This is a genomic window from Pantoea sp. AS-PWVM4 (genome assembly GCF_000468095.1).
In the GTDB taxonomy this organism is placed as follows: domain Bacteria; phylum Pseudomonadota; class Gammaproteobacteria; order Enterobacterales; family Enterobacteriaceae; genus Pantoea; species Pantoea phytobeneficialis.
Window position 1 is genome coordinate 39,814 of sequence record NZ_ASZC01000002.1, and the last position, 15,887, is coordinate 55,700.

The window sequence follows — 15,887 nt, forward strand, 5'->3', positions numbered from 1 at the left end:
AAATCACGCGCCTGCGTTAATCATGCTTTACTAGCGGAGCCAGTTCTTTCGCCATCACCCCTGCGATAAAGGGCTGTGCATCCGGATTCGGGTGAATACCATCCTGCTGCATCCACTCCGGTTTCAGGTACACCTGCTCCATAAAGAAGGGCACCAGAGGAATGTTGTACTGCTGTGCCAGCTGCGGATAAATCGCGCTAAACGCCTGCGTATAACGACGCCCATAATTTGCCGGTATGCGAATTTGCATCAGCAGCGGCTGCGCTTTTGCCGCCTTCACATCGTCGATAATTTTGCTCAGATCCTGGGCGATATTTTGCGGTGGGAAGCCACGCAAGCCATCGTTACCGCCCAATTCGATTAACACCCAGCGCGGTTGATGCTGTTTTAATAGCGCCGGTAAACGCGCCAGCCCCTGACCGGCGGTATCGCCACTGATGCTGGCGTTGATAATTCTGGGCTGCTGCTGCCACTCTTTGTCGAGCAAACTCGGCCATGCGACGTTCGCGGACATGCGATAACCGGCACTCAGGCTGTCGCCCAGCACCAGCAGCGTATCGGCCGCAGCAAGACGTGACACCAGCAGAAGTAATAACAACAGGAAGGAATAATGCCAGCGGAAAACATTGTTGAAGTTCATCATCTTACTAAGTCCGTCGGTCAGGGAGAGCATCAGCTGACCATCCTTACCGGAGTTGAGCTGGTTGTCAAACCCGCCCAGACCATTGCGCTGATTGGCGAGTCCGGTTCGGGTAAATCTACTCTGCTGGGTATCCTTGCCGGGCTGGACGATGGCAGCAGCGGTGAAGTGCATCTGCTGGGCGAGCCGTTACATAGCATGGACGAGGAGCAGCGTGCGGCGTTGCGCGCGCGGGAAGTCGGTTTTGTCTTTCAATCTTTTATGCTGGTGCCGACGTTGAATGCGCTGGAAAACGTCCAGCTCCCCGCGCTATTGCGTGGCGTCAGCGACCGCGAAAGCCGCGATCAGGCGGTCGAGTTGCTGACGCAGCTCGGTTTGAAAGCGCGGTTGCATCATCTTCCCGCCCAGCTTTCCGGTGGCGAGCAGCAGCGGGTGGCGCTCGCCCGCGCCTTTAATGGTCGTCCTGGCTTGTTGTTTGCTGATGAACCGACTGGCAACCTCGATCGTCAGACCGGCGATCGCATCGCCGATCTGCTGTTCTCCCTCAACCGTGATTTTGCCACCACCCTGATCCTGGTTACCCATGATGAGCAGCTGGCGGCGCGTTGCGATCGTCGTCTGCGGTTGCGTGATGGCAAATTGTGGGAGGAGTCATGATCTGGCGTTGGTTCTGGCGTGAGTGGCGTTCGCCCTCCTTGTTGATCGTTTGGCTGGCGTTGACGCTGGCGGTGGCCTGCGTGCTGGCACTGGGGTCGATCAGCGATCGCATGGAAAAAGGGTTAAGCCAGCAAAGTCGTGATTTTATGGCCGGGGATCGTACTTTGCGCAGCAGCGCGCCGGTGCCGGAAGCCTGGCTGGCGCAGGCACGGCACGAGGGACTTTCAGTCAGCCCTCAACTGAGTTTTATGACCATGACCTTTGCGCAGGAAACGCCACAGCTGGCGGATGTGAAGGCAGTGGATGATGCGTATCCGATGTTTGGCACCCTGCAAACCGATCCGCCCGGCTTGCGTCCTCGTGCAGGGACGGTGCTGGCAGCCCCCCGATTGTTGGCGCTGTTGAACCTGAAAACCGGCGATCAGATTGACGTGGGCGATACCACGCTGCGTATCGCCGGTGAAGTGATTCAGGAACCTGACGCGGGTTTTAACCCCTTCCAGACCGCACCACGTTTGCTGATGAACCTGGCGGATGTGGAGAAAACCGGCGCGATTCAGCCCGGCAGCCGCCTGAGCTGGCGCTACAAGTTCTCAGGCGATCCTGCTCCGCTGGCGCGCTATGACAGCTGGATCCAGCCACAGCTCAAGGCGGATCAACGCTGGATTAGCGTGGAAAACTCAGAAGATGCACTGGGGCGATCGATGCAGCGCGCGCAGCAATTTTTGTTGCTCTCCGCCTTGCTGACTTTGCTGCTGGCGATTGCGGCGGTGGCGGTGGCTATGAGCCACTATTGCCGCAGCCGCTATGATCTGGTGGCGGTGCTGAAGACCCTCGGTGCGACGCGTAAGGTGCTGCAACGTTTGATCATCGGTCAGTGGCTGGCGGTATTGCTGCTGGCGGCGGTGGCGGGTAGCGTGCTGGGACAGGGCATTGAAATCATCCTGCTGGCGATGTTGAAACCGGTGCTGCCTGCGGCACTTCCGGCGGCCAGTTTCTGGCCGTGGTTGTGGTCGTTGGGGGCGATGTTCGTGATCTCGCTGCTGGTGGGGATGCGTCCTTACCGGTTATTGCTGGCAACCCAGCCATTACGCGTGCTGCGTCGGGATGCGGTGGCGAATGTCTGGCCGTTGCGCGTCTATCTGCCAGTGATGACGTTGGTGGTGATTGGCCTGCTGGCGTTGTTGATGGGCGGCAGCAAGATGTTGTGGGCGTTGCTGGCGGGTGTGGTGTTGCTGGCGTTGTTGCTGGCGTTACTGGGCTGGGGCACTTTGCTGCTGTTGCGACGTCTGGTGGTGCGTAACCTGGCGCTGCGACTGGCCATCAACCGGCTGTTGCGACAACCGGCAATGACCCTCAGCCAACTGGCGGCGTTTTCACTCTCTTTTATGTTGCTGGCGTTACTGCTGGTGATGCGCGGCGATCTGCTTGATCGTTGGCAGCAACAGTTGCCACCGGATAGTCCCAACTATTTTCTGCTGAATATGACGCATGAACAGGTGCCACAGGTACGTGATTTCTTGCAATCGCATCAGATCAAAGCGGAGACTTTCTACCCGATTATCCGCGCCCGACTGACGCAGCTCAACGGTAAGGATGCCGATCCGAATATGGATAACGCCTTGAATCGTGAGCTGAATCTGACATGGCAGGCGGAGCGTCCGGACCACAATCCGCTGGTAGCGGGGAGTTGGCCGCCGCGTGTCGGGGAAGTGTCGGTGGAGACTGAGCTGGCGGATCGTCTGGGGGTGAAGCTGGGTGACACCTTAACTTTCAGCGGCGATACCCAGCAGTTCAGCGCCAAAATTACCAGCCTGCGTAAAGTGGATTGGGAGAGTTTGCGGCCCAACTTCTTCTTTATCTTTCCGCCGGGGGCGCTGGATGACCAGCCGCAAACCTGGCTCACCAGTTTCCGTATGGCGAATAACCCTGCCTTGCTGGCGCAGCTCAACCGGGCATTCCCCACTCTGAGTTTGCTGGATATCGGCAGCATGATGCGCCAAATCGGCCAGGTGCTGGCGCAGGTGAGTCAGGCGCTGGAGATTATGGTGGTGTTGGTGACGATCTGTGGCGTGCTGCTGCTGCTGGCGCAGATTCAGGTCGGGATGCGTCAACGACGTCAGGAGCTGGTGGTTTATCGCACACTGGGTGCCAGCAAACGACTGTTGCGCGGCACCCTGTGGTGTGAGTTTGCCTTGCTCGGTGTGGTATCCGGGGTTGCGGCAGCACTGGGCGCTGAGGCGGCGTTATGGGGTTTGCAGCGCAAAATCTTCGATTTTCCCTGGGAACCGGACTGGAGCCTGTGGCTGGCGCTGCCGATCACCGGGGCGATTTTGCTGTCGTTGTGCGGCGGCTGGCTGGGGGTGCGTTTGCTGAAAGGGAAGGCGTTGTTCAGGCGGTTTGAGGCGGCGTGATCGCCTGGTCGACATGCCTCCTGGCGTAGCGGCGCGATTTATCGCGCAATTCAGGGCGCGCTGCGGGAAAAACCGCGCGATAAATTGCGCCGCCACGGAAGGGTAAGGTCGCCATTGCTGGCGACCTTTTAATTACAGCTTCTCTACGGCCCAGGCGATACCGCTGGCATACTCCGCCGGCAGCAGCGGCACCAGCGCATTTAATGCCGCAGCCAGACGACCCTGGTCGCTGTCGGTCAGATTGAGGTGGCCGACTTTACGTCCCGGACGCACTTCTTTCTCGTACCAATGCAGATGTACCAACGGCTGATGCAGCCACGCCAGATTCACATCCGTACCAATCAGGTTGACCATTACCGAAGGTGCATACACCACCGGCTGCGGCAGCGGTAAACCCAGCACTGCGCGCAGATGCAGCTCGAACTGGCTGATGGAAGCACCATTCTGCGTCCAGTGTCCGCTGTTGTGGACACGCGGTGCCAGTTCGTTGATCAGCAAGCCCTGCGGCGTAACGAAGCACTCCATCGCCATCACACCGACGTAATTCAGCTCATGCATGATCGCGCTGAGCATCGCTTCGGCCTGTTGCTGCTGCGCCGCATCGGCTTGTGGGAACGCGACGCTGGTGCGCAGGATCCCTTCCTGATGCAGGTTATGGGTCAGCGGATAGAAAACGGTGCTGCCATCCTGACCACGCGCGCCAACCAGCGACACTTCACCGCTGAAGTTGATGCCCTGTTCAACGATGCATTCACCGTAGCATTCATCCGGCAGGGTGTCGGTTTCATTGGCGCGCAGACGCCACTGACCGCGTCCGTCGTAGCCGCCGGTGCGGCGTTTGACGATAGCCAGTTCACCAAGCGAGCTGAACACCTGCGGCCATTCGCTTTTATCCGCCAGCAGTTGCCACGGCGCGGTGGCGAGGTTCAGTTGATCGAGCAACTGTTTTTGCGTCAGGCGATCGGCCAGGCGCGGGAAAATATCGCGGTTCACAAAGGCCGGATGGCTTGCCAGCTCACGCGTCAGCGCGGTTTCAGGCCAGCGTTCAATTTCCGCCGTGATCACGCTTTGTGCGATCGGCAGCGCAGAAGGTTCTGCATCCAGCCCGACCGGATAAACGGCAATGCCCAGCGGTTCACCCGCCTGGCGCAGCATACGGCCTAACTGACCATTTCCCAGTACGCAAACCGGCTTCATGCATCCCCCCGCGGATCCGGGTTGTTCAGCACTTCGTCGGTCTGGGTCTGACGCCAGTTGGCGAGGCGAGTTGCCAACGCGCTGTCGTGAATTGCCAGAATCTGCGCGGCCAGCAGGGCAGCATTGGCGGCACCGGCTTTACCGATTGCCAGTGTACCTACCGGAATACCACGCGGCATCTGCACAATCGAGTAGAGGCTGTCGACACCGCTTAAGGCGGCGCTTTGTACCGGGACACCCAGCACCGGCACCAGGGTTTTGGCGGCCAGCATGCCCGGCAGATGGGCTGCACCGCCAGCACCGGCGATAATCACCTGGAAACCATTTTGCGCGGCGTTTTCGGCGAAGCTGAACAGTTTGTCCGGCGTACGGTGAGCAGAAACCACTTCCACATGGAAGGGGACATCCAGGCTGTTAAGAATTTCCTCGGCGAACTGCATGGTAGCCCAGTCACTTTTGGAACCCATGACGATGGCGATACGAGCCGGGGCGGCGTTGGATGACATGCGGTCAACTCCTGTGAATATACAAACGAACCTGGCCGGGCGGGCAGGTGAAGAAGGGCACAGAGAATAGCATGAGATGGCAGCAAGGAAAACGGTTGCGTGGCCGGAAAACGGGCAAGATTGCCCGTTAATCAGAACGGAAATTCGCTAAGCCTGACGCCATCGGCGTCGACCTGAATCATCGATCCCTGCTGATGCCAGGCACCCAACACTACGCGCTGGGCATTTTCACCCTGTAAAACAAAATCATGGATCGCCGGGCGATGGGTGTGGCCGTGGATCAGTAGCCGCACCTGTTGGCGGGTCATGGCATCCATCACCGCCTGCTGGTTCACATCCATAATGCTCAGGGATTTGTGTTGATTGGCTTGTTTGCTGTTGGCGCGCATTTTGGCAGCGATACGCATCCTCAAGCTGAGCGGTAAGGCCAGAAACAGCTTTTGCAGCCAGCGCTGGTGCACTTTAGCGCGAAAGCGTTGATAGCCTTCATCGTCGGTGCACAGGGTGTCGCCATGCATAATCAGCAGACGTTTACCGTACAGGGTTAACACCTGTTCCTCTGGCAACAATGTCATGCCGCTGGCACGCGCAAAACGCTGACCGAGCAGAAAATCGCGATTACCGTGGATAAAGAATGTCGGCACCGGCAGGGCCTTGAGCGCATCGGCGATTTGCTGATGCAAAGGGTTGGGATCGTCATCGCCAATCCAGGCTTCGAACAGATCACCAAGGATGTAAAGCGCATCGCATTGATGCGCTTCCCGCTGCAAAAAATGCAGAAAACCGGCAGTGATTGCCGGTTCTTCTTCACACAGATGAAGATCTGCGATAAACAGCGTGCGCGACATTACTCGCTAACGGTCACTTTCTGGATGACTACGTCATCTTTCGGCACGTCCTGGTGCATGCCGCTGCGGCCGGTGGCTACCGCTTTGATTTTGTCGACCACGTCCATGCCTTCAACCACTTCTGCGAACACGCAGTAACCCCAGCCTTGCAGGCTTTCGTCGCGGAAGTTCAGGAAGTCGTTGTCTGCCACGTTAATGAAGAACTGAGCCGTCGCCGAGTGCGGAGCCTGAGTACGCGCCATCGCCAGGGTGCCACGGGTGTTTTTCAGGCCGTTGTTGGCTTCGTTGCGGATATCTTCTTTAGTTGCTTTCTGCTTCATGCCCGGCTCAAAGCCGCCGCCCTGAATCATAAAGCCGTTGATCACACGGTGGAAAATGGTGTTGTCGTAGAAACCTTCACGACAGTAATCCAGGAAGTTCTTTACGGTTGCCGGCGCTTTGTCATCGAAGGTTTTAATCACGATATCGCCGTGGTTCGTCTGGAAGGTGACCATCATTCTCGTCCTGTAAAGGTTGTCGTCGGTGTCGATTGCCGCGCCTGCCTCAGAGCAGCGGGCATTTTTGTAGACGCATCTTATATCACAAATTGTGATGACGCGTCAGCAAGGCAGCGACAGTTGCTATGCTGGCGTCGCGCTGAAGTAAAAAATACGGCACAATACGCAGCTAGCCTGGAAAGGCCTTTCCCGCACACGTTAAATACGGAACCGTTCAATGCTAAAGATTTATAACACCCTGACGCGACAGAAAGAGGAATTCAAACCCATTCATGCTGGCGAAATCGGCATGTACGTGTGCGGCATCACGGTGTACGACCTCTGTCATATTGGCCACGGACGTACTTTTGTGGCGTTTGACGTGGTAGCGCGTTACCTGCGCTATGTCGGTTATAAGCTGAAGTATGTGCGTAACATCACCGATATCGACGACAAAATCATCAAACGTGCCAACGAGAATGGCGAAAGCATCGAAACCCTGACTAATCGTATGATCGGTGAAATGCATAAAGATTTCGCTGCGCTGGGCATTCTGCCGCCCGATCTGGAGCCGCGTGCGACGCGTCATATCGACGAGATCATCGAGCTGGTTGGCCGCCTGATCGAACGTGGGCATGCCTACGTAGCCGACAACGGCGATGTGATGTTTGATGTACTTAGCGATAAAGATTACGGCGTGCTGTCGCGTCAGGATCTGGAACAACTCCAGGCTGGTGCGCGCGTTGAAGTAGCCGAAGTGAAGCGCAACCCGATGGATTTCGTGCTGTGGAAGATGTCCAAAGCCGACGAACCCGCGTGGAACTCACCGTGGGGCAACGGGCGTCCGGGTTGGCATATCGAATGTTCGGCGATGAACTGCAAACAACTCGGCACCCATTTTGATATCCACGGTGGCGGTTCGGACCTGATGTTCCCGCATCACGAAAACGAGGTGGCGCAATCCACCTGTGCGCACGATGGCCCGTATGTTAACTACTGGATGCACTCCGGCATGGTGATGGTTGATCGCGAGAAGATGTCAAAATCCCTCGGCAACTTCTTTACCGTGCGCGATGTGCTGCAACATTACGACGCCGAAACCGTGCGTTACTTCCTGATGTCCGGCCACTATCGCAGCCAGCTCAACTATGGCGAAGATAACCTTAACCAGGCACGCGCGGCGCTGGAGCGTCTCTACACCGCATTGCGTCATACCGATGTCAGCGCAGTGGCTGCCGGTGGCGAAGAGTTTGAAGCGCGTTTTCGTAGCGCGATGGAAGATGACTTCAACACGCCGGAAGCCTATTCGGTGCTGTTCGATATGGCGCGCGAAGTGAACCGCCTGAAAGCGGAAGACAAAACCGCGGCGGATGCGCTGGCGGCAAAACTTCGTCAGCTGGCGGATGTGCTGGGTATCCTGCAACAGGACCCGGAGCAGTTCCTGCAAAGCGGTGCGCAAGCCAACGACGATGAAGTGGCTGAAATCGAAGCGTTGATTAAGATGCGTAACGATGCGCGTAAAGCGAAAGACTGGGCGCAAGCTGATGTGGCGCGCGATAAATTGAATGCGCTGGGCATCGTGCTGGAAGATGGCCCGCAGGGCACCACCTGGCGTCGTAAGTAACGAAAAAAAGGGCGAGCTTTGATGTTCGCCCTTTTTATTTCAGCCTGGTAGCGGCGCGATTTATCGCGCTTTTTAGAAGCAACAGGCGCGATAAATCGCGCCGCTACGTTTTTTAAGCCACCACGGTAATGCGTTGGCCGGCAAATTCTACCGTCTGACCGGCAAGGATTTTGCAGCGCTTACGGGTTTCGATCGCGCCATCAACGCGCACTTCGCCTTCGTCGATCACCGCTTTGGCCTGCGCGCCGCTCTCCACCCAGCCTTCGAGTTTCAGCAAATCGCAAAGATCAACATGTGGGTGTTTACCCAAAGAAAACGTCGCCATTATGCGTTCTCCTCATCGTGATACTCTTCACACGCTTGCAGGGTGTTCTGAATCAGGGTGGCGACCGTCATCGGGCCAACGCCGCCCGGCACAGGGGTGATGTAGGAAGCGCGTTCTGAGGCCGCTTCGAAATCCACATCGCCAACCACTTTGCCGCTTTCCAGACGGTTGATACCGACATCAATCACAATCGCGCCCGGCTTGATCCAGTCGCCCGGAATAAAGTTCGGTTTACCTACTGCCACGATCAACAGATCGGCATGTTCGATATGGTGGCGCAGATCTTTGGTGAAACGGTGGGTCACGGTGGTGGTGCAACCGGCCAGCAGCAGCTCCATGCTCATCGGACGGCCAACGATGTTGGATGCGCCAACCACCACAGCATTCAGGCCGTAGGTATCGATGTTGTAGCGCTCCAGCAGCGTGACAATGCCGCGCGGGGTGCAGGGACGCAGCTTCGGCGCGCGTTGGCACAGACGGCCCACGTTGTACGGATGGAAACCGTCAACGTCTTTGTCCGGCACGATGCGTTCCAGTACCTTGACGTTATCGATGCCTGCCGGAAGCGGCAGCTGCACCAGAATGCCATCGATTTCGTGATCGTTGTTCAGCGCATCGATCAAATCCAGCAGCTCGGCTTCGCTGGTGGTTGCTGGCAGATCGTAAGAACGGGAAACGAATCCCACTTCTTCACAGGCGCGGCGTTTGCTGGCGACATAGATCTGCGAAGCGGGGTTTTCCCCCACCAGAACGACTGCCAGGCCAGGCGCACGTTTTCCAGCCGCCAGACGCTGCTGTACTTTTTCCGCAACCTCAAGGCGCACCTGCTGCGCAATCGTTTTACCGTCAATAATTTTTGCTGCCATCAGAGAGGAAATCCACTGTGTAATGTTGAATCGGGGAAAGGCGCCTATTCTGTCAGAAGCGCGTCGCGCTGTCAGGCACAGATTGATCCTGAGGCGCGCTTTTGTCACTTCAGATTGCCCGCGTTAACCCGTATGATGCCCGGCAATGAATTTAGTGGAATGTTTATGATCTGGCTAATCCTTGCGACTTTAGTGGTGGTTTTTGTGGTGGGCTTCCGCCTGCTGACGGCCGGTTCACGCCATGCGGCTCAGTCCCTGAGTAAACGACTGCAACTGCCGCCGGTCCATGTGGAATCGATGCTATCGCTGATGGGGAAAGAGGCGGCGAAGGAGTTCACTGACTACATCACCGGCGACAATGAAAACCATTTGCAGAACGCGGCGGCAGTGCTGCTGATTTGGCAGGTGTGCATTGTTGATGGCGGGGAAGAGAACATGCGGCGCTGGCATCAGATTCTCAGTCGGGCGCATTTTTCACCGGTGATCACCCAGCAACAACTGTTGCTGGCGATGGGCTTTCTGCGCGAACTGGAGCCGGACCGTGAGGAGATGAACCTGATGCGTGAGCGGTTTAACGGGGCGTTTTTACCGGGCGTGGAGCTGGAAGGCAAGGCGGATGAGGAGAGTAATCTGGTGTCGCTGAGCGATTATCGTAAGCGTCATTGACAGGGATTGGTTAGAACATCAGCACTCTGCACTTGGCAGGTGCAAAAACGTTGACGCGACTGCGTGCCAACGTATAATTCGACGCAACCGCATATGCGCCCTTAGCTCAGCTGGATAGAGCACCGGCCTTCTAAGCCGTAGGTCACAGGTTCGAATCCTGTAGGGCGTGCCATCTCCTCTTCTTCCTATATCCTTTTTAGTCTGTGAATTCCCTCTAACTCCTTGCCAATGCTGCATTCCTGGTCTTTTGATTTCTATTCAGTTCCGCTAAAAACTTTACTTACCTGGGCATCATTGGGGGCACTGGCCTGTTCAATGGAGTGAGATGCCCCCAAATGAAGCTCAACGCCCGTCAAATCGAGACTGCTAAGCCGAAAAAAAGCCTGGAAACTGGCTGACGGCGGCGGTATGTACCTCGAAATCTTCCCCACTGGTGGTAAAAGCTGGCGGCTTAAATACCGCTTTGCAGGAAAAGAAAAGCGCGTGGTGTTTGGCCTGTATCCTGCGGTGACGCTTGCGCAGGCGCGCGGAAAGCGTGAAGACGCGAAAAGGATACTCGCAGCCGGTGGTGATCCCGGCGCGGCCAAGCAGGAGGCGAAGCAGGCCAAAATCCTCGCGGTGAACAACAACTTTGAAGCGATGGCGCGCGAGTGGCATGGGACCAAGCGGGCTAACTGGTCACAAGGCTATGCTGACGACATTCTGGAATACCTGCGCAAAGATATTTTTCCCCATATCGGCAAACTGCCGATTACTGAAATCACACCGATGCTGATGCTGGCAGTGCTGCGGAAAATGGAACAGCGCGGCGTGCTGGATAAGCTGAAGAAAACCCGCCAGGCGTGTCGGCAGATTTTCACCCATGCCATCGTAACGGGCAGGGCGCAGATTAACCCGGTGACTGATCTGGCGGCGGTGCTGAAACCCCCGAAGCAAAAGCATTTCCCTTATCTGCTGAATAACGAGTTAGGCGCGTTTATGCGCGCGCTGTGCGGTTATAGCGGCAGTACGATGACTCAGTACGCTACGCGGTTGCTGATGCTGACAGGGACGCGAACGATTGAGTTACGCGCTGCGGAGTGGCGTGAGTTCGACTTAAGTAAAGGACTCTGGGAGATCCCCGAAGAACGCATGAAGATGCGGCGTAGGCATTCGGTGCCGCTGTCTCGTCAGGCTGTTGAGTTGCTGGAGGAGATCCAGCAGCTGACCGGACGCGGGAAGTATGTGTTTCCGGGCAGGAGCAATGCCGGAAAGCCGATGAGTGAAGCCACGATTAATCAGGTGATCAAACGGGTTGGCTACGATGGGAAGGCAACCGGGCACGGGTTCCGGCATACCATGAGCACGGTTTTGCATGAGCAGGGGTACAACTCGGCATGGATTGAAGTGCAGCTCGCGCATGTGGACAAGAATTCGATTCGCGGGACGTATAACCATGCGCAGTACATGGATGGGCGGAGGGAGATGTTGCAGTGGTATGCGGATTATTTGGATGGGTTGCGGGATGGGGGTAATTAAAAGGAATCGGGTCATGGCTGGGGTAACTGTTTATTTTTCTGATGGTTTTATGCATGTGAGGGCTGAGGGGAAAGAGTGGTTGGCGATTCCGATTGAGAATTTTCCTCGGTTGGCGCTCGGGACGCTTGAGCAGAGGGATAACTAGCTGATGGAGCGCGTAGGATTGGGATGTATATGTTGCGAGGTCGTGTTTGGGAGGGATTAAAGGTGGCGCTAACACAAATAATTGACATGTTTTGTATTGGTTATGCGGTCTAATACTTCTACTGAACTGATATGAACCTAATCCTAGAGTTGATATTGCTAACATCTTGGATGTAATAATAAAAGAGAGGAATGTCATTCGTTTAGCAGTGGGAAATGGTATTATGATCGTTATCATTCGGTCCGTCCGGTGATTTGTGTTCTTTTGGCAATCAGATCGCACAATCGCTGAATGAGCTCCATCAAAGCAATTTACTATTCCACGCAATTATTTGGGAGGGAGTATGAGTGGTGGTCAAACTAAGAACGCAGCACTAACAGCAGCTTTGGCCTTCCATTACCAGATGCTAATTGGCTTAGATAAGTGCTTTTCGCTTGATGAGGGGCAATCAATTTGGTTCGAGAAAGACGGGGATGTCAGTTTACAGATGCCAAGTGGCGAACTATCTACACAAGCTGAAGTTAAAGACTATACCGCACCATTAACCGACCATCATGAAAACCTTTGGAAAACTCTCAAGAACTGGTTGGCACCGGAATTTGACCATTCTCAATATAGAATTTTAATGCTGCATACTACCCAATCATTTGGGGCAACAAGTCGATTAAGAGATTGGAATACACGAAGTGCGTTGCAGCGACTACAAGTATTAAAAGATATTTATAGTGAGCGGACCGAAGAGCAACTTAATGCTGAAAAACCATCAGAAATTATTAGATTGCAAAAAAAAGTCATGGAAAATAATGAGGTGTTACTTAAGTGTGTGTTGGGTAAAGTTACCTTATTTACGGAAGCTGATAACGCAAAAGAACTTGAGAAACGTATAATTTCTAGGCCAGTTGGTATCCCAAAAAATAATCTCGTCAGCTACTTACACGGACTTATTGGTTTTGTGTATGCACAAGCCACTCAGCAGTCTTGGTGTGTGAGATTTCAGGATTTTTCTGCTAAGTGTGAGGAGTTAACCACACAGCTATGCAAAAAGGAGTTTACCTTTCCTACTTTTATTGGCTATGAAGCCTCTGATCTTGAGGTTGAATTTCATCAAGACAGGCCATTCGTGCAGAAAATAAGTGAAATTGAACATCACGAGATGATTACTGATGCAGTTGGAAATTGGATTGAATTGCAAAATTCACTACTTGATGAATTAGACGAGTATCCTCTCTATAAGGAAAAAACATTAAATTATCAAGAGAAGTTAGTTAGAAGGTTTAAACTCGCATATTCTACTGCGGAACTCGAAGCTGCTGACTCGATAAAAAGTTCTAAGTTGCTTTATAACAAGACTATCGCTGAACAACCTCTAAATATAGGCAATGATATTCCCCCTATAGAATATAAAAACGGCTTGATACATGATGCTATGGATGATGAAGATAGGGATTTAAAATGGAGGATTGAGCTATGAGTAGTGTTATAGATGCACTTTATGAGTTGAAGTATAACCCATTTGAGTATGGTGCATATATCGCCTCTTTTTATTCTTCAGTCGGTGAATGTGAAAATAATATCTTACTTGCTCCGTTGATAATTCCGCTTTGTAGTCATCATTTTTTTAGTCGTAAGCTACAAAATTCTAATATCAAAAGTACAATATGGTCTGTTTTTGATGATCGTTCTAAGCATTATGACCTACAAGAGCGAATAAATGGTTTTCAAAAATTAACTGAACAATCTATTCAATATTGTTTAGTTAACGATTGGTTGGTTGTTGATCAAGGAAATTTAATTCTTCGTACAAGCACTGAATATAATTCAGCTCTGACCATTCAAAAAAAAGCTGAAAAGTTAGGGCGGTTGTTGAATGGACACTCAGTGGTAGAAATTTATGCTTTCTTAGGAGTGAAACCTAGATGAAAACATTAATACGTGAAATAGGTGTTATAGATAAGAATGAAAAAAAACACTTTGTTACTTTAAAGAATGGATTAAATGTAGTAACTGGTAAATCATCGACTGGAAAAAGTGCTTTGATCGAAATTTTTGATTATTGTTTCGGTAGCCGCGAAAACACTATTCCAAAAGGGGTCATTACTGCAAGTGCGGCCATTTATTATGTTGCACTGTCTGTCAATGATCAGGATATGGTTATTGCTCGCGACCCAGCATTGAGTACTAAAGCATTTTTTCGTCGCGTAAATACATTCAATTCAGAAGATATTAAACGTGACTATTTTAAAAATGGCTATTTCCGGCCACTAGACGAATTTAAAAAACATCTAAGAGGCTTTTTCTTAGATATAGATGATGTTGATATATCTTTAGCAGCTAAAGCTAATAGGCGTTTTAATGCTAAAGCTGCTACCCCCTCTATACGCAGTTTTTCATCATTTATTTTGCAACATCAGAATCTTGTTGCAAACAAACATGCTCTGTTTTATCGATTCGACGAAAAAGAGAAGCGTGATCAAGCCATTGAACACATCAAAATATTTTTAGGATTAGTTGATCAGAAATACTTCCATTTATCACAAGAACATGAGCGGTTAACTGCTGATATCAGACGTCTAGAGCGTCAAAGAGAAACAAACAAGCGAGCATCGGAAAATTACAAACAAAATATCGGTCCGGTTTTAAGTCTTATTTACGCGCTTATGGGGTTTAAAGAAGAACCGTTACCATTACAGAATGTGCTAAACAATCCACAAGATGCTAAAGACCAGTTGGATAAAATAATTATAGCTGAGGAGATAAATTATAATTCTGATGCAGTTACTAAGAGATATATAAAATTGAAGCAAGAGCGAACTTTAAAAACAGCTGAGCTTAGGGGGTTGCAACGACAAGTTTCTTCAATCAATAAGCATATTCAAGAAGAAGAACGCTTTGTTGAAAATATAAAAAAATTTAGTGCTCCAGAGCACGTTCATATTTCGGCGACTATCTGTCCATTTTGTTATACAGAAAAAAATAGTCTTGGAGAAAGTGCTGAAAAGTTACAACAGGCCATCACGAAAGTATCAGGAAATATTGCACAAGCGCGTCCGATGAAGGCAAAATTTGAATCATTGTTGGTTGATGTAAAACGAAATATTGATTTTCTCGGTAAAGAGTTGATAGCTTTAAATCAGCAAGTTATTGAAATAGAGAAAACAGATAAACAACTGACTGAACAAAAAAGTCTTTATGAAAATATTGTGATGCAAAAGTCCCGGCTGTTTATACTTCTTGATACTCTTAACATGGCTGATGACGTCGTGCTTGAAAGGCAAATCTTAGAATTACAAAAACAGATTAGAAGCATCAGCAAAGATCTCAAAGAATATGACGTGCAAAAAGGACTTGAAGATGCTTCCAGAAAAGTTAACGAGTATATGATTGAAATAGGCAAACACTTTGAATTTGAAAAAAGCTATCAGCCTATTAATCTTAACTTTTCATTTGAAACTTTCGATCTATACCATTTACAAGGTGATGAGAAGATTTATTTGAGGTCAATGGGGAGTGGAGCAAATTGGTTATACAGTCATGTCACACTATTTTTAGCTTTACATAAGTATTTTGCCGAGCTTGGTAGTAAGTGCTCAATACCATCAATTTTATTCTTTGACCAACCCACACAGGTGTATTTTCCAAATTTTAACCGCGATGACTCAGAGACATTTGAAGAGCAGACTAAGCATGAAATTAAACAAAGAACATCTAGAGAAAGATCTGTTGATGAAGATGTGAAAGCTGTGGAAAACCTTTTTAGCCAGTTATCGATTTATTGTAACGAACTTGAAAGTACTAATGGTTTTAGCCCGCAAATTATTGTAACAGATCATGCAGATGGTTTGACACTATCTAATGGTGTTTCGTTTGAGTCTCTAGTGAACGGAAATCGATGGCGCACCAGAGGACTCATTGAACCTGTTATTATTGGAGGATGAATACAGCTATCTGAATGAAGATGATCTGGTGGCTTTAGGGAGCGAATAACTTTGTAGTCAGCGGTTGTCG

At 51.6% G+C, this 15,887-nt stretch carries 14 protein-coding genes, 1 tRNA gene and 1 pseudogene; 9 read left to right on the forward strand and 7 right to left on the reverse strand.

What is annotated here, in order from left to right; genetic code table 11:
* Positions 1-16: 16 nt before the first annotated feature.
* Positions 17-643 carry a multifunctional acyl-CoA thioesterase I/protease I/lysophospholipase L1 gene (gene tesA / locus L579_RS00295; protein ID WP_200864645.1) on the reverse strand — a complete coding sequence of 209 codons (627 nt, stop codon included), beginning with the start codon at positions 641-643 and terminating at the stop codon, positions 17-19.
* On the opposite strand from tesA, the gene ybbA reads away from it, so the two are divergent.
* Positions 611-1,297, forward strand: a complete 687-nt coding sequence (gene ybbA / locus L579_RS00300; protein ID WP_036624740.1) for a putative ABC transporter ATP-binding protein YbbA — start codon at positions 611-613, stop codon at positions 1,295-1,297. The genes tesA and ybbA overlap by 33 nt on opposite strands.
* A complete protein-coding gene (gene ybbP / locus L579_RS00305) occupies positions 1,294-3,711 on the forward strand; it encodes a putative ABC transporter permease subunit YbbP (protein WP_021182315.1) in 2,418 nt (805 codons plus the stop codon). The genes ybbA and ybbP overlap by 4 nt, the downstream gene beginning before the upstream one ends.
* A 132-nt stretch (positions 3,712-3,843) precedes the next feature.
* Here ybbP and purK read toward each other — a convergent pair whose 3' ends face one another.
* From purK to ppiB, 4 genes are all read right to left on the reverse strand, one after another.
* Positions 3,844-4,908 (reverse strand): 5-(carboxyamino)imidazole ribonucleotide synthase, encoded by a 1,065-nt coding sequence (gene purK, locus L579_RS00310; RefSeq protein ID WP_021182317.1) that lies wholly within the window; start codon positions 4,906-4,908, stop codon positions 3,844-3,846.
* Complete coding sequence (purE, locus tag L579_RS00315; RefSeq protein WP_013508194.1) at positions 4,905-5,414, reverse strand: 5-(carboxyamino)imidazole ribonucleotide mutase; 510 nt, start codon at positions 5,412-5,414, stop codon at positions 4,905-4,907. Before purE ends, purK begins: the two co-directional genes overlap by 4 nt.
* Positions 5,415-5,545: 131 nt before the next feature.
* Positions 5,546-6,262, reverse strand: coding sequence for a UDP-2,3-diacylglucosamine diphosphatase (gene lpxH, locus L579_RS00320; protein ID WP_021182318.1), 717 nt, complete (start codon positions 6,260-6,262; stop codon positions 5,546-5,548).
* The gene (ppiB, locus tag L579_RS00325) at positions 6,262-6,756 is read right to left on the reverse strand and encodes a peptidylprolyl isomerase B (protein ID WP_021182319.1); all 495 of its coding nucleotides are present in this window, start codon (positions 6,754-6,756) and stop codon (positions 6,262-6,264) included. The genes lpxH and ppiB overlap by 1 nt, the downstream gene beginning before the upstream one ends.
* A 220-nt stretch (positions 6,757-6,976) precedes the next feature.
* Here ppiB and cysS point away from each other — a divergent pair, with 220 nt between their 5' ends.
* Positions 6,977-8,362 (forward strand): cysteine--tRNA ligase, encoded by a 1,386-nt coding sequence (cysS, locus tag L579_RS00330; protein ID WP_021182320.1) that lies wholly within the window; start codon positions 6,977-6,979, stop codon positions 8,360-8,362.
* 112 nt (positions 8,363-8,474) lie between these two features.
* On the opposite strand, the gene ybcJ is transcribed toward cysS, so the two are convergent.
* On the reverse strand, positions 8,475-8,687 hold the full coding sequence (gene ybcJ / locus L579_RS00335) for a ribosome-associated protein YbcJ (protein WP_013508198.1): 213 nt from the start codon (positions 8,685-8,687) through the stop codon (positions 8,475-8,477).
* On the reverse strand, positions 8,687-9,553 hold the full coding sequence (gene folD, locus L579_RS00340) for a bifunctional methylenetetrahydrofolate dehydrogenase/methenyltetrahydrofolate cyclohydrolase FolD (protein ID WP_021182321.1): 867 nt from the start codon (positions 9,551-9,553) through the stop codon (positions 8,687-8,689). Before folD ends, ybcJ begins: the two co-directional genes overlap by 1 nt.
* Before the next feature lie 165 nt (positions 9,554-9,718).
* Between folD and L579_RS00345 the strand changes: the two genes are divergently transcribed.
* The 6 genes and pseudogenes from L579_RS00345 to L579_RS00365 all read left to right on the forward strand — a co-directional run bounded on the left by L579_RS00345 (position 9,719) and on the right by L579_RS00365 (position 15,817).
* Positions 9,719-10,219 (forward strand): DUF1198 family protein, encoded by a 501-nt coding sequence (locus L579_RS00345; RefSeq protein WP_036624745.1) that lies wholly within the window; start codon positions 9,719-9,721, stop codon positions 10,217-10,219.
* Positions 10,220-10,314: 95 nt separating this feature from the next.
* A tRNA-Arg gene (locus tag L579_RS00350) sits at positions 10,315-10,391 on the forward strand.
* 163 nt (positions 10,392-10,554) lie between these two features.
* Positions 10,555-11,737: pseudogene (locus L579_RS00355) on the forward strand (tyrosine-type recombinase/integrase).
* 488 nt (positions 11,738-12,225) lie between these two features.
* Entirely contained in the window at positions 12,226-13,353 is a 1,128-nt protein-coding gene (locus tag L579_RS00360; protein WP_021182324.1) for a hypothetical protein, read from the forward strand.
* Positions 13,350-13,802, forward strand: coding sequence for a three component ABC system middle component (locus L579_RS23075; protein WP_071783550.1), 453 nt, complete (start codon positions 13,350-13,352; stop codon positions 13,800-13,802). Before L579_RS00360 ends, L579_RS23075 begins: the two co-directional genes overlap by 4 nt.
* On the forward strand, positions 13,799-15,817 hold the full coding sequence (locus tag L579_RS00365; protein WP_021182325.1) for a DUF3732 domain-containing protein: 2,019 nt from the start codon (positions 13,799-13,801) through the stop codon (positions 15,815-15,817). Before L579_RS23075 ends, L579_RS00365 begins: the two co-directional genes overlap by 4 nt.
* Positions 15,818-15,887 lie beyond the last annotated feature (70 nt).